Here is a 19,017-nt window from a genome sequence, read left to right as displayed (position 1 = left end):
AGAGAGGCTCAGGAGACGGTCAGCGACCGGCGAGCGCGGCCAGCACCCGTTCGGCGCTGCTGCCCAGCCCGAGCCGCTCGGTCAGCCCCGCGAAGACCCGCGGATGGGCCGGCGCGGTGGGCAGCCGCAGGTCGTCGGTGCCCACCGAGAGGTCGATGTCCCGGGCCACCGCGACCACCGTCGGCGCCACCGCCAGGTAGTCGATGGCCGCACCGAGCTTGGCCCGGACCGAGCCGCTGATGGGGGAGTCCGGCCGGCTCGCGGCCGCGAGGATCCCCTCGAGGTCGCCGTGCCGGTCGACCAGACCGGCCGCCGTCTTCTCGCCGACCCCGGCCACCCCGGGCAGCCCGTCGGACGGGTCGCCCTTGAGCACGGCGTAGTCGACGTAGCGGGCCGGGTCCACCCCGAAGCGCTGCCGCACCCACGCGGCGTCGACCCGCTCGTGCTTGCCCACCCCGCGGGCGATGTAGAGCACCCGGATCCCGCGGTCGTCGTCGACCAGCTGGAACAGGTCGCGGTCGCCGGTCACCACGTCGACCGGCATCGTCGCCGACGTCCGTTCGGCGAGCGTGCCGATCACGTCGTCGGCCTCGTAGCCGTCGGCGCCGACCACCGCGATGCCCAGGGCGTCGAGCACCTCGACGATCAGCGGCACCTGGACGGCGAGCGCGTCGGGCGCGTCCTCGGTGGTGGTGTCGGCCGAGGTCGACATCTCGCTGATCCCGCTGCCACCCGGCTCGGCGACCCGGTGCGCCTTGTACTGCGGCACCAGGTCCACCCGCCAGGCGGGTCGCCAGTCGTTGTCCCAGCAGCAGACCAGGTGCGTCGGGTGGTACTCACCGACCAGCCGGGCGATGAAGTCGAGCAGACCGCGCACGGCGTTGACCGGCGTGCCGTCCGGCGCCCGCATCGTGTCGGGTACGCCGAAGAAGGCGCGAAAGTAGAGCGACGCGGTGTCCAGAAGCATCAATCGTCCGTTCGACACGGGCCGATCCTGGCACGATTGCGGGATGGAGTCCCTCGACCGGCAGATCCTTGCGCTGCTGGCCCACGACGGCCGGATGTCCTACACCGACATCGGCCGCGAGACCGGGCTTTCCACCTCCGCGGCCCAGCAGCGGGTCCGCCGGCTCGAGCAGCGCGGCGTGATCAAGGGCTACCGCGCGGTGATCGACCCGGCCTCGATCGGCGCCATGCTGACCGCCTTCGTCCAGATCCAGCCCTTCGCCGCCGACCAGCCCGACGACACGCCCGAGCTGGTCTCGCACATCCCGCAGATCGTCAGTTGCTACTCGGTGGCTGGTGAGACCAGCTACCTGCTCAAGGTGCAGGCCGGCAACACCGTCGAGCTCGAGCACCTGCTAGCCGAGATCCGCGCCGCAGGCAAGGTCTCGACCAACACCACCGTGGTGCTCTCGATCCCCTACGAGGAGCGCTCGATGCTGCCCGAGCCGCACAGCGCGCGGCTGAGCAACGGCCGTGCGACGGAGGCCGAACCGGACGTCGCTGGGTAGGCTCGCGCGGTGTCCACCACCGCTCCGACCTCCGCGCAGACCGTGGCGCCGGAGGGCGACCGGGCGGAGCCGCCCGCGCCGATCGGACGCGGGAGCCGCCGCGGACGCCGCCGGGAGCGCCGTCGGCTGCGGAACGAGCGCTGGACCGAACCCCGCCGACGGGGCTGGCTCCGGCTGCTGCTGACGCTGGCCTCGGGTCTCGCGGTCGGACTGAGCTGGGAGCCCTACGGGCTGTGGCCGCTGCTGTTCCCGGGGGTCGCCGGCCTCACCCTCGCGGTGGCCGGTGCGCGGCCGCGTCGCGCGTTCGGTCTGGGCTACCTGTTCGGTCTGGTCATGCTGGTGCTGGCCATCGGCTGGATCCACGTCCTCGGGGTGCCGGTCGCGGTCGCCCTGATCGCCTTCGAGGCGCTGTTCTTCGCCCTGCTCGGGCTGGCTCTGACCCTGGTCAGCCGGCTGCGGGCGGTCACCCGCTTCTCGCTGTGGCCGGTCGGGGCCGCGGCCGCCTGGGTGCTGGTGGAGTTCGGTTACGCGCGGTTCCCGTTCGGCGGCTTCGGGTGGACGCGGATCGCCTACCCGGTGGTCGACACCCCGCTGGCCGGCTACCTGCCGTTCGTCGGGGTGGCCGGGGTGAGCTTCCTGACCGCCCTGCTCGGGCAGCTGCTGGCCTGGGTCCTGCTCCGCTGGCTGCCCTGGGGACGCCGCCAGCCGAGCCGACGGACGGGCCGGGGAACCCTCGGCGCGCTCGGCGCGGCCGTGCTGGTCGCCGCGGTCGTGGTCGGCGTCGGGGTGCCGCTGCGGGGCTGGGAGCCCGAGCCGGCCGCCGGCACCCAGGGCAGCGTCAACGTCGGCATCGTGCAGGGCAACGTGCCCGGCCGCGGGATCGAGGCCATGGGCCGGGCGCGGACGGTGACCCTCAACCACCTCAGCCAGACCGTCGACCTGGCCACGGACGTCCGGCTCGGCCGGATGCCGCGTCCCGACTTCATCCTCTGGCCGGAGAACTCCACCGACATCGACCCCACCGAGGACGCGCAGACCCGGCTGGTGGTCGACGCGGCCGCCCGGATCGCGGGCGTCCCGATCATGGTCGGCGCGGTGATGGACGGCCCCGGGCCGGACGAACGGCAGACGTCGGCGCTGTTCTGGCAGCCCGGCGGCACCATCACCGGCCGCTACGACAAGCGCAACCTGGTGCCGTTCGGCGAGTGGATCCCGTTCCGCGACCAGCTGCTGCCGCTGATCCCGATGCTCAAGCTGGTCGGCGCCCAGTCGGTCCCGGGCACCCGGCCCGGGGTGATGCGGGTGACCGTGCCCACCGCCGACGGCGGCACCCGTCCGTTGGCCGTCGGGGACGTGATCTGCTTCGAGCTCGCCTACGACGCCACCGTGCACCAGGCGATCACCGCCGGCGCGCAGGTGCTGATGGTGCAGAGCAACAACGCCACCTACGGCGGCACCGGGCAGATCGAGCAACAGTTCGCGATCACCCGGACCCGGGCGATGGAGACCCGGCGCGAGATCGCGGTGGCCACCACCAACAGCGTGTCGGGCTTCATCGACCGGGACGGCACGGTGGTCTGGCGCTCCCAGCAGTTCACCCACGCCGACCGGGTGGTGACGATGCCGCTGCGGTCGGCGATCACCCCCGCGGTGCGCTGGGGGAGCTGGATCGACGACGGGCTCGCGCTGGTCGGGCTGCTCGCCGCGCTGGTCGGCGCCGGCGCCGCGGTGCTGGTCCGCCGCCGCACGGCCGGTCGGCTGGCCACGGACCACCGGACGGGCCAGGATGGTCCGACATCGCAGCGGCCGGACGCGCAGCCGGCCACGGAGAGGCAGGGCGCGTGACCGAGCTGGGCCGGATCCTGGTGATCATCCCGACCTACAACGAGGTCGAGAACGTCGAGCGGATCACCGGGCGGGTGCGGACCGCCGTGCCGCAGGCCGACGTGCTGATCGCCGACGACAACTCGCCGGACGGCACCGGCGAGCTCGCCGACAAGCTGGCCGCCGAGGACGACCACCTGCACGTGATGCACCGGCGTGGCAAACAGGGCCTCGGTGCCGCCTACCTGGCCGGTTTCGACTGGGGACTCGAGCGCGGCTACGACGTGCTGGTCGAGATGGACGCGGACGGATCGCACCAGCCCGAGCAGCTGCCGCGGATGCTCGACGCGCTCAGCGGCGCCGACGGCGGACCGGGTGCCGACCTGGTGCTCGGCTCGCGCTGGGTCCGCGGCGGCGCGGTGGTCAACTGGCCGAAGTCGCGCGAGGCGCTGTCGCGCGGCGGCAGCCTGTGGACGCGACTGGCGCTGGGCATCCACACCCGCGACGCGACCGGCGGCTACCGGGCGTTCCGGCGGCGGACGCTGCTCGGGCTCGGGCTCGACGACGTCGCCTCGGCGGGCTACTGCTTCCAGGTCGACCTGCTGTGGCGGGCGCTCAAGGCCGGCTTCAGTGTGGTCGAGGTGCCGATCACCTTCGTCGAGCGCGAGTACGGCAACTCCAAGATGAGCCAGCGGATCGTCGTCGAGGCGCTGCTGCGGACCACGCTGTGGGGCATCGAGTACCGCGGCCAGCAGCTGCGCGGGCTGCTCGGCCGGTCGCGCAAGCAGGTCGCCGGGTCCTGACCAAGATCCGCTTCCGTTCCACGCCCGGCCCGTCGGCGCGGGCCGGGAAACCAGGGAACGATCAGGGCTGCGGCCAGCCGGCGTTCCTTGGGCGACCGCCCGGGCTGCGGGACCATGGGAGACGTGAACACCTCGGTGAGACCGCGCGGCGGGATCGGCTTCCTGCTCCTCGTCGCCGTGCTGGTGGCGCTCCCGTTCGTCGAGATCTGGCTGCTGATCCAGGTCGGGCAGGCGATCGGCGTCGGGTGGACGCTGCTGATCCTGGTGGTCGAGGCGGTGTTCGGGGCCTGGCTGACCAAGCGCGAGGGCCGGGCCGCCTGGCGCGCGCTCAACGTCTCGGTCGCCGAGGGCCGGATGCCGACCCGTGAGCTCACCGACGCCGCGCTGGTGCTGGTCGGCGGCCTGCTGCTGATCGTCCCCGGCTTCGTCACCGACGTGTTCGGGCTGATCTGCCTGATCCCGTTCACCCGGCCGCTGGCCCGCTGGGCGCTGGGCCTGGTGCTGGCGCGGCGGCTGGCCCGGTTCGAGTCCGGTCTGATGGTGCCGCCGGGATTCGCCGGACGACGCGACGGTGCCGACCACGTGGTGATCGAGGGTGAGGTGGTCGAGCCGGGGTCCGGCGACCCGCGCCGGGAGGACCCGCTGGTCATCCGGGGCGAGCTCGGCGACGCCGGCCGACCCTGACACGCGAAAAGCCCCACCGGTGCCACAGCCCGGTGGGGCTTCGTCGTGCGGAGCGCCGGTCACCTCCAGGGCGACCGGCGCGCGGTCAGGCGCTCTTCTTCGAGCCTCCGCTGGAGCGGTAGTTCGGCCCCATCGCGCCGGAGCGCAACAGGTCCAGCCGCTCGGCGAGCAGTTCCTCGAGCTCGGCGATCGACCGGCGCTCACGCAGCATGTCCCAGTGCGTGCGGACCGGCTTCTCCTCCTTGGCCTGCGGGCGCTCGGTGTCCGAGCGGAGCGTCTCCGCTCCGCACCGCGGGCACTCCCACAGCGAGGGGATCTCGGCTTCCTCGGCGAAGGTCAGCGTGAACGTGTGCCCCTTCGGGCAGTTGTAACGGATCTCACGACGAGCGGCGAACTCGACTCCGGCCTCGTCCTCGAAGCTCTTGGCGCCCAGCCCCGTTCCCTTGAGCGAACGATCTGCCATGGCGTACACCCTTCCCACGTGTCGACTACAGGGTCCAACTCCTGATGCCCCCGAAATGTTCCGCCGACGACCAGCCTGGAGCCTCAGGACGGCGGCGGAGACTGGATCCGGTGTGGCGACCGGACCTTGAGCAGCGCCAGTAGGCCCCCCAGCAAGACCAGCGCGATCCCGACGATACCGATCCGGTCGGTGAACAGACCGGAGAACAGCGCGAACAACGCCGGAGCGAGGAACGATACCGCCCGGCCGGTGGTGGCGTACAAGCCGAACATCTGGCCCTCCCGTCCGCGCGGGGCGATCCGGGCCAGGAAGGCCCGCGAGCTCGCCTGGGCCGGCCCGACCCACAGGCAGAGGATCAGCCCGAAGATCCAGAACATCGTGGTGCCCTCGGCGAACAGCAGGATCGTCGCGGTCACGATCAGCCCGACCAGCGAGAGGGTGATCACCCGTTTCGGCCCGATGACGTCCTCGACCCGGCCCAGCACCAGCGCGCCCGCGGCGGCCACCAGGTTGGCCACGATCCCGAAGATCAGCACCGTGCTCTGGGCCATCCCGTAGACGCTGACCGCCAGGATGGCGCCGAAGCTGAACACGGCGGCCAGCCCGTCGCGGTAGAGCGCGCTGGCGATCAGGAAGTAGACGGAGTTGCGATCGGCCCGCCAGAGCGCCCGGACGTCGCGGAACAGCACGCGGTAGCTGGCGATCAGCCCGACCCGCCGGGTCTTCGGTCCCGCCGGCACCTCGGGCACCGCGAACAGCACCGGGAGCGCGAACAGCGCGAACCAGACCGCGGAGAAGACGGCGACCATCCGGAACCGCAGCCCGCCCTCGGAGGTGACCCCGAACCAGCCCACGTCCGGGGCGATGAACCCGACGTAGAGGATCAGCAGCAGGAAGATGCCGCCCGCGTACCCCATCGCCCAGCCGAACCCGGAGACCCGGCCCAGCGTCGCCGGCGTGGAGACCTGCGGCAGCATCGCGTTGTAGGAGACCCCGGCGAACTCGATGAAGATCGCCCCGGTGGCCATCAGGACCAGCCCGATCCAGAGGTACGAGGGCTCGTTGCGGACGCTGAACAGCGCCAGCATGACGATCACCACCAGCCCGGTCCAGACGGCGAGCGAGCGGCGGCGGTGCCCGCCGGCGTCGGCCCGCTGCCCGGTCACCGAGGCGAGCAGCGCGATCAGGACGCCGGCGCAGGCGTTGGAGATGCCGAGCCAGGTGTCGCCGCTGAGACCGAGCGGCCGCGCCTCGCCGACCACACCGCGGACGAGGTAGGGGCCGAAGACGAACGAGGTGATCACCGCGTTGAACGCCGAGCTGCCCCAGTCCCAGGAGGCCCAGGCGACCACGGTGCGGCGACGGACCCGGGCGACCGGACCGCCGGCTCCCGGACGTTCGGGCAGCGTGGGTTCGATCTTGACCGCGCTCACCGGGCGGCTCCCGCCTGCTCGTCGCCGGCCCACAACCCGCGGGCGGTCAGCACGTCCTTGAGGGTGTCGGGCCGGTCGGTGAAGATCCCGTCGACCCCGAGGTCGCAGAGCCGCTCGATCTCGGCGCGGTCGTCGACCGTCCAGACGTGCACCTGCTTCCCGGCCCGGTGCACCGCCCGGATCAGCCCGGGGGTGAGGATGCGGACCCGGCGTCCGCCGACGGTGTGGTGGGTGGGCAGCTGGAGGGCCGGCGCGGGGGTGTTGATCAAGCGGGTGAGCGCGGGCGCGAGCCGGTTCCACAACACCCCGCGGCTGGTCGCGGCCGACGCCACGCCGGGAAGCAGCCGTCGCAGCCGGTGCAGCCGGGCCGGGCTGAACGAGCTCACACAGACCCGTTCGGAGGCCTCGTGCTCGGCGATGGTCCGGGCCAGCAGGTCGACGCTGCCGTCGGCCTTGGCGTCGACGTTGAACCGCGCTCGCGGATGGGCCTCGAGCAGCTCGGCGAAGGTCGGGATCGCGTCCCGGTCACCGATCCGCACCTCGGCCAGCTCGGCGGAGGTGAGGTCGGCGATGAGTCCCGGCCGGTCGGCGACCCGGTCGAGCCGGTCGTCGTGGAAGGCGACGAGGACGCCGTCGGCGGTCCGGTGCACGTCGGTCTCCAGATAGCGATAGCCGAGCGCGACCGCCTGGTCGAAGGCGTGCCGGGTGTTCTCGCGGCCGACGTTCGGGCCGTACGCCGCGCCGCCCCGGTGGGCGAAGGCGAGGAAGGGTGCGTCGAAGAAGACGAAGTCGCCGGCCCGCATGGCGGCATTATGGCCAGCCGGGGCGACGGATCGGGGACGCGCGGCGGCATCCGCCGGGCCCGCCCGAGCGCACGGCCGCGGGCGGTCAGACCGCGGGCAGCGCCCGGAGCCAGCCGTTCACGGGTTCGGGCACCCAGCCGGGCACCCCGGCCACGACCAGGGCGCCCCACCCGGCGCCGAGGACGACCAGCACGATGCCGCCGATGATCGCCACCTTGCGGCGACGGCTGAGCCGGCCGAACCAGTGCACGGCGGCCTTGAACCGCTGCATCAGCCGGTGCGCCCAGATGAACTCGCTGGCCCAGACGGCCAGACCGAGCAGCACCAGCGGGATGCCTCCGGGGCCGGGCAGCGGACCGGTGACCAGCCCGGCCACGATCAGCAGCAGACCGGCCATGCCGATCAGGAAGCGGTAGACCACCCGCATCCGCGGGTCGGCGCGGACCTTGCGCCGCCAGTGCCAGCGGTCGTGGCGCTGGCGTTCGCGGAGCAGGTGCTCGTTCTCGCGGCGGCGGTGGAACCGGCGGCGTTCGCGCGGGCTGGCGTCCGGCGGCAGCGGTTCGGTCAGAACGTCGGCGGAGAACGCGGTGGCGGCCTCGGCGGCGGTCAGGTGGGGGACGCCCTGCGGCGCGTGGTCGGCGCGGCCGTTCCGGTGACCCGGGGCCGACTGGTGCGGCGGGTGCCGTCGGCCGTGGGTCGCCGGGGCCCGGGTGGACGCACCCCCGCCCGGCGGCGGGCTGTCCTCGGCCGGCGCGGGCATGGCACCCATGCTAGGAGCCCGGGCAACTCCCGGCCCGGGGTCGCGGACGACCCCGCCGACGCACGCTGAGCCCGTCGAAGCGCCTGCCGGACGCTGAGCCCGTCGAAGCGCCGTCCGCACGCTGAGCCCATCGAAGCGCCGTCCGCACGCTGAGCCTGTCGAAGCGCCCACGCACGCCCCTCGAAGCGCCCACGCACGCTGAGCCTGTCGAAGCGCCCACCGCGCTGAGCCTGTCGAAGCGCCCACCGCGCTGAGCCTGTCGAAGCGCCCGTCCGCGCGCTGAGCCCGTCGAAGCGCCGCGGACCACAGGACGCCCTTTGACAAGCTCGGGGCGCCCGTGATGCCACCTCAGAGCTGGTGGCGACGACGCCAGGTGGCGGCGGCGAGGGTGCGGATCAGGGCGTGGCCACGCTTGTTGCCGGCCTCGATCGCGGGCTGGTGCTCGGGGGCGTCGGGGTCGGCTCCGGTGGGCAGGTCGGCCCAGGCCCCGCTGGTCAGCACCACCAGCGTGAACGGAGGGGCGTCGTCCGGGCGGACCAGCGCGGCGTCGTGGACCGCGTCGCTGACCCAGCCGTTCTTGTGGGCGACCCAGGTGCCGGGCGGGAGACCCGGGCGGACGTCGGTGTCGACCTCGTTGGCGGCCAGCACGTCCAGCAGCTCGGCGCAGGTGTCCGGGGCGGCCGCGGTCCCGCGCTCGAGCGACCACAGCGTCGCGGCGAGCCCGGCCGCGGTCACCCGGTTGGAGTGCCCGTCGCCCTGAGCACCGAAGTCGCCGATCGTCCGGCCGACCTGCACCCCGTCCGCGCGGCAGGCCGTGATCGCCTCGGCCACCGGGTCGAAGCCGACCTGCTCGAGCACCAGGTCGGTGGCGAGGTTGGAGGACCGGACGACCATCCGCCGGCAGAGCCAGCCGAGCGGCGCGGTGCCGCCGAGCCGGTCCCAGACCTGCGGGTCGGAGTCGTCGGCCGGGTCGAGCGCGAACCGCCCGGAGCCGAGCGAGGCGAAGTCGTTGTGGACGCGCATCTCGGCGTCCAGGTCGAGCTGCCCGCGGTCGCGCTGCCGGTAGGCGGCGACCAGCACCGGCAGCTTCATGGTGCTCGCGGCGTAGTGCGGGCGGAGCGGTTCGCGCTCGAGCACCGGTCCGTCCGGGGTCCGCACCTCGACCGAGACGTCGACCGCCCGACCGCCGCAGTGCTCGTCGATCAGTCGGGCGACCTCGTCGCGCAGCCGGGGTTCTTCGGACACGCGCCCAGCTTCGCAGCCGCGGCCACCGGACCGCGACGCGAGACCACCCCGCGACGAGAGAATGGCGCGGTGACCAGCATCCTGTCGATCCAGTCCTCGGTGGCCTACGGGCACGTCGGGAACAGTGCGGCGACGTTCCCGCTGATGCGACGGGGCGTCGAGGTCTGGCCGGTGATCACCGTGCACTTCTCCAACCACACCGGCTATGGCGCCTGGCGAGGGCCGATGCTCGGCGCCGACGACGTCCTCGACGTGGTCACCGGAATCGACGAGCGCGGCGTGCTCGGCCGCTGCGACGCGGTGCTCAGCGGCTACCAGGGCGCGCCCGAGGTGAGCGCGGCGATCCTGGCCGCGGTCGACCTGGTCAAGCGGCGCAACCCGGCCGCGATCTACTGCTGCGACCCGGTGATCGGCGACGACGACCGCGGCGTCTACGTCCGGCCCGAGCTGGCTCCGTTGATCAAGGACCGGGTGCTGCCCGCCGCGCAGGTGGTGACGCCCAACCAGTTCGAGCTGGAGTACCTGACCGACCACCCGGTGACCACGCTGGCCGACGTCCTCGCCGCGGCCGCGGAGCTGCGGCGTCGCGGTCCGCGGACCGTGTTGGTGACCAGCGTCCGGCACGAGCAGACGCCCGCGGACCAGGTGGAGATGGTGGCCGTCGACGACACCGGCGCCTGGGCGGTCCGCACCCCGCTGCTGCCGCGGACCTTCAACGGGACGGGCGACCTCACCGCGGCGATGTTCCTGGCCGCGCTGCTCGACGGCGTCGGCCTGGCCGAGGCGCTGGCCCGGACGGCGGCGATCGTCTACGGCGTGCTCGACGCCACCTGGGCCGCCGACGCCCGCGAGCTCCAGCTGGTCGCGGCCCAGGACCAGCTCGTCGCGCCGACGCGGACCTTCGAGGTGACCGCGCTGGGCTGAACCGCGGACGCGGACGCACGACGGGGGTGATCGGCACCGTCCTCGGTGCCGATCACCCCCGTTGCCGTGGTCCGTGGGTGGTGGGCCGGGTTCAGTCCCGGAACACCTCGATGTTGGCGCCGACCGCGTTGAGCCGGTTGGCCAGGTCCTCGTAGCCGCGGTTGATCACGTAGACGTCGCGGAGCACCGACTCGCCGCGGGCGGCGAGCATCCCGAGCAGGATGCAGACCGCCGGCCGCAGCGCCGGCGGACAGACCACGTGCTGGCCGCGCCAGCGGGTCGGGCCCTCGACGATCACCCGGTGCGGGTCGAGCAGCTGCACCCGGGCACCGAGCCGGTTGAGCTCGGTGAGGTAGATCGCCCGGTTCTCGTAGACCCAGTCGTGGATGATCGTCTTGCCCTCGGCGGTCGCCGCGATCACCGCGAAGAACGGCAGGTTGTCGATGTTGAGCCCGGGGAACGGCATCGGGTGGATCTTGTCGATCGGGGCCCGCAGCACCGACGGCCGCACCGTCAGGTCGACCAGCCGGGTCAGCCCGTTCTCGGCGGTGTACTCGTCGCTGAGGTCGAAGTCGAGACCCATCTCCTCGAGGATCGACAGCTCGATCTCGAGGAACTCGATCGGTGCCCGCTGGATGGTCAGCTCCGACTCGGTGACGATGGCCGCGGTGATCAGGCTCATCGCCTCGATCGGGTCCTCGCTCGGGGCGTAGGTGACGTCGGCGCGGATCTCCTCGACCCCGTGCACCTTGAGCGTGGTGGTGCCGACGCCCTCGATCTGCACGCCCAGCGCCATCAGGAAGGCGCACAGGTCCTGCACCATGTAGTTGGGGCTGGCGTTGCGGAGCACCGTGGTGCCCGGCGTCATCGCCGCGGCGAGCAGGGCGTTCTCGGTGACGGTGTCGCCGCGCTCGGTGAGGGTGATCGGCCGGGTCGGCTCGACGTCGGCGTCGACCGTGCAGTGGTAGTAGCCGTCGGTGGCCAGCACCGACAGCCCGAACCGGCGCAGCACCTGCAGGTGCGGCTCGATGGTGCGCGCACCGAGGTCGCAGCCGCCGGCGTAGGGGAGCCGGAAGTCGGCGTAGGCGTGCAGCAGCGGCCCGAGGAACATGATCACGCTGCGGGTGCGGCGGGCCGCCTCGACGTCCATCGCGGCGAGGTCGAGCTCGGCCGGCCGGGTGATCGTGAGGTCGGCGCGGTCCTCGGACCAGGTGGCCCGGACGCCGATCGAGGTGAGCACCTCGAGGATCCGGTTGACCTCCTCGATCCGGGCGATCCCGCGGAGCACGGTGGTGCCCTGGTTGAGCAAGCTGGCGCAGAGCAGCGCGACCGCGGCGTTCTTGCTCGACCGGACCGGGATCGACCCGCTGAGCTTGGCCCCACCCTGCACCCGCAGGTGGGTCGGGCCGGCGCCGCCGACGGACAGGATGGGGCTGTCGAGCGCCCGGGCGATCCGGTTGACCATGTCGACGCTGATGTTCTGGTTGCCGGCCTCGATCCGGTGGACCGCGCTTTGACTGGTCCCGAGCCGGGTGGCAAGTTGGATCTGCGTCAGCCCACGGTGCTTGCGCGCATCACGGATCAGGCCGCCGATGTGGTCGAGACTGGTTTCGGTCACGGCGACGACGATAACTCAGATCCGAGATATTCCGGCATCGATCCGCGTGTCGCAGCCCGCCCGATCGACCTCAGGCGCCACAGCGACACCATCAGCCCCATCGGTATGCGGCTGGTGAGCAGCGTCACAACGGGCGGCCGCCGCGCGTCGGCCGCGCGGACGGATCGGCGGCCGTGCTCACTACAGTTGCCCCATGACGCATTTTGATGTCGTGGTGCTCGGGGCCGGACCCGGCGGGTACGTGGCCGCGATCCGAGCCGCTCAGCTGGGGCTGAAGACGGCCATCGTCGAGGAGAAGTACTGGGGCGGGGTCTGCCTCAACGTCGGCTGCATCCCGTCGAAGGCGCTGCTGCGCAACGCGGAGCTCAGCCACATCTTCACCCACGACGCGAAGACCTACGGCATCAACGGCGACGTCACCTTCGACTTCGGCGCGGCCTGGAAGCGGAGCCGCGGGGTCGCCGACCGGATGGTCAAGGGCGTCCACTTCCTGATGAAGAAGAACAAGATCACCGAGATCAACGGCTGGGGCACGTTCACCGACGCGCACACGCTCCAGATCAAGGGCAAGGACGAGGGTGAGGTCACCTTCGACCACTGCATCATCGCGGTGGGCGCGACCACCAAGCTGCTGCCCGGCACCAGGCTGAGCGACAAGGTGGTCACCTACGAGGAGCAGATCATGACCGATCAGCTCCCGGGGTCGATCATCATCGCCGGCGCCGGCGCGATCGGTGTCGAGTTCGGCTACGTGATGGCCAACTACGGCGTCGACGTGACCATCGTGGAGTTCCTCGACCGGCTGGTCCCGCTCGAGGAGCCGGAGATCAGCGCCGAGCTGGCCAAGGCCTACAAGAAGCTCGGCATCACGGTGATGACCTCCACCAAGGTCGAGTCGATCGACGACAGCGGCGACACGGTCAAGGTCACCGTCTCCCCGGCCCAGGGTGGCGACTCTCAGGTGCTCGAGGCCGACAAGGTGATGGAGGCGATCGGCTTCGGCCCGCGCGTCGAGGGCTACGGCCTGGAGGCCACCGGGGTGAAGCTGACCGAGCGCGGCGCGATCGAGATCGACGACTACATGCGCACCTCGGTGCCGAACATCTACGCGATCGGCGACGTCACCGCGAAGCTGATGCTGGCCCACAACGCCGAGGCGATGGGGCTGGTCGCCGCCGAGACGATCGCCGGCGCCGAGACGATGGCGATCGACTACCGGATGGTGCCGCGGGCGACCTACTGCCAGCCGCAGATCGGCTCGTTCGGGATGACCGAGGCGCAGGCCAAGGACGCCGGCTACGACGTCACCACGGCCAAGTTCCCGTTCACCGCGAACGGCAAGGCGCACGGCCTGGGCGACGCGACCGGCTTCGTCAAGATCGTCGCGGACGCCAAGTACGGCGAGATCCTCGGCGCCCACATGATCGGCCCGGACGTCACCGAGCTGCTGCCCGAGCTGACCCTGGCCCAGCAGTGGGACCTCACCGCCCACGAGGTGGCCCGCAACATCCACGCCCACCCGACTTTGTCCGAGGCACTGAAGGAGGCCGCCCACGGCGTCGGCGGCCACATGATCAACTTCTGATCCACCGGGCTCCGCCCTTCGACAGGCTCAGCGCACGCGGAACGCGCTGAGCCCGTCAGAGCTCCCGGTGTGAACGCACGCTGAGCCTGTCGAAGCGTCGTGGATTGCCCGGGACGCGCGCTGAGCTCGTCGGAGCGCCGCTCGGGCGTCAGCTCGAGTCCCGGACGACGAGCTCGGTCTGCAGGATGCAGGCCCGGTCGGCGGGCGGCTCGTCGGCGAGCAGCCCGAGCAGGTAGTCGGCCATCGTCGCGCCCATCCGTTCCGACGGTTGCCGCACGGTGGTCAGCGCGACCTCGCCCGCGATGGCCGCCGGGCTGTCGTCATAGCCGACCAGGGCGAGGTCGTCGGGCACCCGCAGACCGCGGTCGAGCACGGCGCTGAGCACGCCCGCGGCCATCAGGTCGTTGGCCACGAAGATCGCGTCGAGCTCGGGGTGCCGGTCGAGCAGCATCCGGGCGGCCCGCGCCCCGCCGGGGAGGGTGAAGTCGCCCGCCACCCGCGCGCGGTCATCGAGGCCGGCCGCAGCCATCGCGTCGCGCCAGCCGGTCAGCCGGTCCGCGGCGGCCGGCATGTCGGCCGGGCCGGTCACCGTGCCGATCCGGCGTCGGCCACGGTCGATCAGGTGCCGGGTCGCCACCCCGGCGCCCGCGACGTTGTCGACGTCGACGTAGTAGCAGTCGCGCAGCGCGTCGAGGTACGGCCGGCCGCCGAGCACCAGCGGCACCGAGTCGGCGACCCCCGCCAGGTGCGTGTCGCCGCTGTGGTGCGAGACCACGAACGCCCCGTCGACGTTGCCGCCCTGCAGATAGCGCAGGGTCTTGTGGTCCGGGTCGGCCGAGGCCACCAGCAGGTTGAGGATGTAGTCGCTGTCGTCGAGACGCCGGGTGATGCCCCGGGTGATCGCCGCGAAGTACGGGTCGCCGAAGAACCGGCTGGTGTCCTCGGGGACGATCAGGGCCAGGGCATAGGTGTGCCGGCCGGCCAGCGACCGGGCGGCCCGGTTGGGCACGTAGTTGAGCGCGCGGATCGCGTCGCGCACCTGTCGGGCCACGTCGGGGCGGACCTTGGGGGAGCCGTTGACCACCCGGGACACGGTGGCCCGGCTGACGCCGGCGGCCTCGGCGACCATCTCCAGCGTCGGCGCCCCCGGGCGACCGTTCGTCCCGGGTCCCCGACGGCCGCCGACGTGCGCGGAGCCCTCCATGCGGCTGAGGCTAACGCCCGTCGGGCAGCCGACGGGTGGCGATCACCTCGGCGTAGCGGCGGGCGCTGCGCTTGGGGGTCCGGCGCTGGGTGTCGTAGTCGACCCGCACCAGCCCGAACCGCTTGGCGTAGCCCCAGGCCCACTCGAAGTTGTCCAGCAGCGACCAGTAGAAGTAGCCGTGCACCGGCACGCCGGCCTCGATCACCCCGGCGACGGCGTCGAGGTGGGCGAGCAGGAACGCCTCGCGGTCGCCGTCCTCGACCTGCCCGTCGGGCCCGACCCGGTCGTCCATCGCGGCGCCGTTCTCGGTCACCCACAGGGCGATCCCGGCGGGTCCGGTGTAGTCGGTGTGCAGCCGGGTGAGCAAGGCCGCGAGCCCGTCGGGCTGGATCTCCCAGCCCATCGCCGTGGTCGGCAGACCCTGCGAATGGCTGAAGACCTCGGCGGCCGGGAACGGGGACCGGGTCTGCCGGTCGGTGGGTGCCTCCCCACCGAACGGCTCGGCCGGCGGACGGGTGCTGACCGACTCGCCGTGGTAGTAGTTCACGCCGAGCGCGTCGATCGGGGTCGAGATGACCGCCAGATCGCCGTCCCGGACCACCCGCTCGAGCCCCAGCCCGTCGAGGTCGGCGAGGACGTCCTCGGGGTAGGCGCCGCGGACGATCGGGTCGAGGAAGAAGCGGTTCATCTGGCCGTCGATCCGTCGGGCGGCGTCCCGGTCGTCCTCCGAGCCGGGGTCGAGCGGCTCGGCGACGGTGAAGTTGAGGGTGCAGCCGAGGGTGAGGTCGGCGCGCTGCTCGCGGAGCGCCTGGACGGCGAGCCCGTGGCCGAGCATCAGGTGGTGGCCGGCGGCGAGTGCTGCGTCGGTCTCCTGTCGTCCGGGGGCGTGGGCGCCGGCCAGGTAGCCGAGGAACGCCGCGCACCACGGCTCGTTCAGGGTGGTCCAGACGTCGACCCGGTCGCCGAGCGCGGCGTTGACGTCGAGCGCGTAGTCGCGGAACCGTTCGGCGGTGTCCCGGGCCGCCCAGCCGCCCTGTTCCTCGATCGCCTGCGGCAGGTCCCAGTGGTAGAGGGTCAGCCAGGGCCGGATGCCGTGCGCGAGCAGCTCGTCGACGAGCCGCCGGTAGAAGTCGAGCCCGCGCTGGTTGACCGGGCCGCCGTCGGGCCGGATCCGCGCCCACGACGTCGAGAACCGGTAGGACTGGACGCCGAGCTCGGCCATCAGCGCCACGTCCTCGGCGTAGCGGTGGTAGTGGTCGCAGGCCACCGAGCCGTCGTCGCCGTTGATCACCGCGCCCGGTACCCGGCAGAACGCGTCCCAGATCGAGTCGGTGCGACCGTCGGTGTGCGAGGCGCCCTCGATCTGGAAGGCGGCGGTGGCGACCCCGAAGGTGAGGTCGGCGGGGAACGCACGGGCGGTGGACGTCCGGGCCGGTGTGGACACGCGGGTCACCCTTCGCTGGTCGGGGGTGACACCGGTGGTCGGCGTCGACCCGTGGCTGCGCCCTCCGTCCGTTCGGCCGGCGCACGCCGACAGCCCCGGTGGTCGCGCTCTCATCGTCGCGTCGCGCGTCCCCCCGGCGTCCCCGACGCGGCGCTCATCCTGCCAGACCGGCCCACCGGCGAACCGCGTCCCGGATCGACCGGCACCGAGTCCGACCGGTCTGGCGCCCGTCGGGCGACCCCGGCGAGAATGCCGCCATGACGCCGACCGTGCACCTGACCGGGGACGAGCGGGTCGACGACCTGCTCTCGTCCGACCCGAACGCGCTGCTGATCGGGATGGTGCTCGACCAGCAGGTGCCGATGGAGAAGGCGTTCAGCGGCCCGCGGGTGATCGCGGACCGGATGGGCGGGCGGTTCGACGTCGGCGCCATCGCCGCGATGCCGGTCGACGACTTCGTCGCCGTCTGCAGCGAGCGACCGGCGGTGCACCGGTTCCCGGGGTCGATGGGCAAGCGGGTCCACGAGGTCTGCCGGGCGTTGGTCGACGACTGGGACGGCGACGCGTCGCGGCTGTGGGGTTCCGCCGGCACCGGGGCCGAGCTGAAGAAGCTGATCTCCGACCTGCCCGGCTTCGGCCCGGCCAAGGCCGCGATCATGGTCGCCCTGCTCGGCAAGCGCTACGGCGTGACGCCGGAGGGCTGGCGCGAGGCGGCCGGCGACTTCGGCGAGAGCGGGGTGTTCCGCTCGGTCGCCGACGTGGTCGACCAGACCTCGCTGCAGAAGGTCCGCGAGACCAAGAAGGCGGTCAAGGCGCAGGCCCGCGCCGCCGCCGACGGGTGAGCCTCGGTTCGGCGACCGCAACAGGCTTGATACCGGGCCGAAACCCAGGCCGGTCGTGATCGCGACACGCTGAGGCCGCGGCGTCCTCCCGGTGCTCCCGCACCGGTGCCCTCCGGCGTCGCGCCGAGCGCGGGAGGCGATCATGAGCCAGGACACCACCGAAGCGATCCGGGACGCCGACGTCGGCCCGGTGCCGGGCGGCGACGAGGGTCTCCGGACCACCGCGGCGAAGGAGACGCTCGAGGACTACACCCTCCGCTTCGCCCCGCGGCACTTCCGGCGCTGGGGCACCGGGGTGGTGGCCGTCTCGGCGCTCGGCGGGATCGCCTACCTGGCCGACTTCGCCATCGGGGCGAACATCGGCATCTCCTACGGGACCACCAACGCACTCTGGGGGATCGCCGTCTTCGCGGTGGTGATCTTCGCCACCGGCTTCCCGCTGGCCTACTACGCCGCCCGCTACAACCTGGACCTCGACCTGATCACCCGGGGCAGCGGCTTCGGCTACTACGGCTCGGTGGTCAGCAACATCATCTTCGCCACCTTCACCTTCATCTTCTTCGCGCTCGAGGGGTCGATCATGGCCCAGGGGCTCTTCCTGGGCCTGGGCGTCCCGCTCTGGGCCGGGTACGCCGTGTCGACCCTGGTGATCTTCCCGCTGGTGATCTACGGGATGAAGGTGCTGAGCAAGCTGCAGCTGTGGACCACGCCGCTCTGGCTGGTGCTGATGGTCATCCCGTTCGTCTACCTGCTGGTCAGCCACCCCGACTCCGTGGCCACCTTCTTCGCCTACCAGGGCGAGAACGGGCAGGGCCGTGCCGACCTCGGTTCGGTGATGCTGGCCGCCGGGGTCTGCCTGTCGCTGATCGCCCAGATCGCCGAGCAGATCGACTATCTGCGGTTCATGCCGGCGCGGACGGCGGAGAACCGCCGACGCTGGTGGCGTGCAGTGATCATCGCCGGACCCGGCTGGGTGGTGTTCGGGGCGATCAAGCAGGTGATCGGTCTGTTCCTGGCCGTCTACATCATCGCCAACGTCGCCGACGGGGCGACGGTGGCGAACCAGCCGGTGCACCAGTTCCTGGAGATCTACCGGGACCTGCTGCCTGCGCCGGTGGCCCTGGCGCTGGCCGTCGCGCTGGTGGTGATCAGCCAGGTCAAGATCAACGTCACCAACGCCTACTCCGGGTCGCTGGCCTGGACCAACAGCTTCACCCGGATCAGCAAGCGCTACCCGGGCCGGATCGTCTTCCTGGCGTTCAACCTGCTGGTCGCCCTGGTGCTGATGGAGGCGAACATGTTCGACTTCCTCAACACCATCCTCGGCTTCTACGCCAACTGCGGCATGTCGTGGGTGGTGGCGGTCGCCTCCGACATCGCGATCAACAAGTACCTGCTCAAGCTGTCACCGAAGCGGCCCGAGTTCCGCCGCGGGATGCTGTACGGGTTCAACCCGGTCGGGTTCGGCTCCCTGATCATCTCGGCCGGGCTGTCGATCGTGGTCTTCTTCGGCGGCTTCGGCGCCACCCTGCAGCCGTTCAGCCCGTTGGTGGCCATCGGGCTGGCCGCCGTGCTGCCGCCGGTGATCGCCCTGGCCACCCGGGGCCGCTGGTACCTGCGACGCACCGACGACGGCCTCGACCTGCCGATGGACGACGCCGACGGCAACCCCTCGGACGTCGAGCTCACCTGCCACGTCTGTCGGCAGTCCTTCGAGCGGCCCGACGTCACCGCCTGCCTGACCCACGACGCGGTGGTCTGCTCGCTCTGCCTGAGCACCGACAGCGTCAAGGACCACGTGCTGCCGGCCCAGCCTGTGGCCTGACCCGCCCGGGGGCTCGCCCGTCGAACCGGTCAACCCGATCGTCGGG

At 72.2% G+C, this 19,017-nt stretch carries 17 protein-coding genes; 8 read left to right on the top strand and 9 right to left on the bottom strand.

Going from position 1 to position 19,017, the window contains the following annotated elements; genetic code table 11:
* Positions 1-19 precede the first annotated feature (19 nt).
* Positions 20-967: a 5'-3' exonuclease gene (locus FHX74_RS13040; RefSeq protein ID WP_182560619.1), complete on the bottom strand. Its 948-nt coding sequence runs from the start codon at positions 965-967 to the stop codon at positions 20-22.
* A gap of 43 nt (positions 968-1,010) precedes the next feature.
* On the opposite strand from FHX74_RS13040, the gene FHX74_RS13035 reads away from it, so the two are divergent.
* The 4 genes from FHX74_RS13035 to FHX74_RS13020 all read left to right on the top strand — a co-directional run bounded on the left by FHX74_RS13035 (position 1,011) and on the right by FHX74_RS13020 (position 4,825).
* Positions 1,011-1,514, top strand: a complete 504-nt coding sequence (locus tag FHX74_RS13035; protein WP_182560618.1) for an Lrp/AsnC family transcriptional regulator — start codon at positions 1,011-1,013, stop codon at positions 1,512-1,514.
* A 9-nt stretch (positions 1,515-1,523) separates the two neighbouring features.
* A complete protein-coding gene (lnt, locus tag FHX74_RS13030) occupies positions 1,524-3,359 on the top strand; it encodes an apolipoprotein N-acyltransferase (RefSeq protein WP_328823810.1) in 1,836 nt (611 codons plus the stop codon).
* Positions 3,356-4,141, top strand: coding sequence for a polyprenol monophosphomannose synthase (locus tag FHX74_RS13025; protein ID WP_328823809.1), 786 nt, complete (start codon positions 3,356-3,358; stop codon positions 4,139-4,141). Before lnt ends, FHX74_RS13025 begins: the two co-directional genes overlap by 4 nt.
* A 123-nt stretch (positions 4,142-4,264) precedes the next feature.
* A complete protein-coding gene (locus FHX74_RS13020; protein ID WP_328823808.1) occupies positions 4,265-4,825 on the top strand; it encodes an FxsA family protein in 561 nt (186 codons plus the stop codon).
* Positions 4,826-4,910: 85 nt separating this feature from the next.
* Here FHX74_RS13020 and FHX74_RS13015 read toward each other — a convergent pair whose 3' ends face one another.
* The 5 genes from FHX74_RS13015 to FHX74_RS12995 all read right to left on the bottom strand — a co-directional run bounded on the left by FHX74_RS13015 (position 4,911) and on the right by FHX74_RS12995 (position 9,529).
* Positions 4,911-5,288 (bottom strand): RNA polymerase-binding protein RbpA, encoded by a 378-nt coding sequence (locus FHX74_RS13015; RefSeq protein ID WP_182560616.1) that lies wholly within the window; start codon positions 5,286-5,288, stop codon positions 4,911-4,913.
* 83 nt (positions 5,289-5,371) lie between these two features.
* A complete protein-coding gene (locus FHX74_RS13010) occupies positions 5,372-6,721 on the bottom strand; it encodes an MFS transporter (RefSeq protein ID WP_328823807.1) in 1,350 nt (449 codons plus the stop codon).
* Complete coding sequence (locus FHX74_RS13005; protein ID WP_182560615.1) at positions 6,718-7,524, bottom strand: glycerophosphodiester phosphodiesterase family protein; 807 nt, start codon at positions 7,522-7,524, stop codon at positions 6,718-6,720. Before FHX74_RS13005 ends, FHX74_RS13010 begins: the two co-directional genes overlap by 4 nt.
* A gap of 85 nt (positions 7,525-7,609) precedes the next feature.
* Positions 7,610-8,284 carry a PGPGW domain-containing protein gene (locus FHX74_RS13000; RefSeq protein WP_182560614.1) on the bottom strand — a complete coding sequence of 225 codons (675 nt, stop codon included), beginning with the start codon at positions 8,282-8,284 and terminating at the stop codon, positions 7,610-7,612.
* 348 nt (positions 8,285-8,632) lie between these two features.
* Positions 8,633-9,529, bottom strand: a complete 897-nt coding sequence (locus FHX74_RS12995; protein ID WP_182560613.1) for a serine hydrolase — start codon at positions 9,527-9,529, stop codon at positions 8,633-8,635.
* Positions 9,530-9,598: 69 nt separating this feature from the next.
* On the opposite strand from FHX74_RS12995, the gene pdxY reads away from it, so the two are divergent.
* Positions 9,599-10,453, top strand: a complete 855-nt coding sequence (gene pdxY / locus FHX74_RS12990; RefSeq protein WP_182560612.1) for a pyridoxal kinase PdxY — start codon at positions 9,599-9,601, stop codon at positions 10,451-10,453.
* A 91-nt stretch (positions 10,454-10,544) separates the two neighbouring features.
* On the opposite strand, the gene FHX74_RS12985 is transcribed toward pdxY, so the two are convergent.
* Positions 10,545-12,071, bottom strand: a complete 1,527-nt coding sequence (locus tag FHX74_RS12985) for a helix-turn-helix domain-containing protein (protein WP_182560611.1) — start codon at positions 12,069-12,071, stop codon at positions 10,545-10,547.
* 193 nt (positions 12,072-12,264) lie between these two features.
* Here FHX74_RS12985 and lpdA point away from each other — a divergent pair, with 193 nt between their 5' ends.
* Complete coding sequence (gene lpdA, locus FHX74_RS12980; protein WP_182560610.1) at positions 12,265-13,656, top strand: dihydrolipoyl dehydrogenase; 1,392 nt, start codon at positions 12,265-12,267, stop codon at positions 13,654-13,656.
* A 148-nt stretch (positions 13,657-13,804) separates the two neighbouring features.
* Here the strand turns inward: lpdA and FHX74_RS12975 are convergent, their stop codons facing one another.
* Positions 13,805-14,860: a LacI family DNA-binding transcriptional regulator gene (locus FHX74_RS12975; RefSeq protein ID WP_182560609.1), complete on the bottom strand. Its 1,056-nt coding sequence runs from the start codon at positions 14,858-14,860 to the stop codon at positions 13,805-13,807.
* 10 nt (positions 14,861-14,870) lie between these two features.
* Complete coding sequence (locus tag FHX74_RS12970; protein ID WP_328823806.1) at positions 14,871-16,304, bottom strand: GH1 family beta-glucosidase; 1,434 nt, start codon at positions 16,302-16,304, stop codon at positions 14,871-14,873.
* A gap of 257 nt (positions 16,305-16,561) precedes the next feature.
* Here FHX74_RS12970 and FHX74_RS12965 point away from each other — a divergent pair, with 257 nt between their 5' ends.
* Both FHX74_RS12965 and FHX74_RS12960 read left to right on the top strand, forming a co-directional pair.
* Positions 16,562-17,146, top strand: a complete 585-nt coding sequence (locus FHX74_RS12965; protein WP_182560607.1) for an HhH-GPD-type base excision DNA repair protein — start codon at positions 16,562-16,564, stop codon at positions 17,144-17,146.
* Positions 17,147-17,288: 142 nt separating this feature from the next.
* Positions 17,289-18,971 carry a purine-cytosine permease family protein gene (locus tag FHX74_RS12960; RefSeq protein ID WP_235970689.1) on the top strand — a complete coding sequence of 561 codons (1,683 nt, stop codon included), beginning with the start codon at positions 17,289-17,291 and terminating at the stop codon, positions 18,969-18,971.
* Positions 18,972-19,017: the final 46 nt, after the last annotated feature.

Origin of the sequence: Microlunatus kandeliicorticis, from assembly GCF_014137855.1 — a bacterium.
Taxonomy (GTDB): domain Bacteria; phylum Actinomycetota; class Actinomycetes; order Propionibacteriales; family Propionibacteriaceae; genus Microlunatus; species Microlunatus kandeliicorticis.
This window is presented reverse-complemented; position numbering and strand designations above follow the sequence as displayed.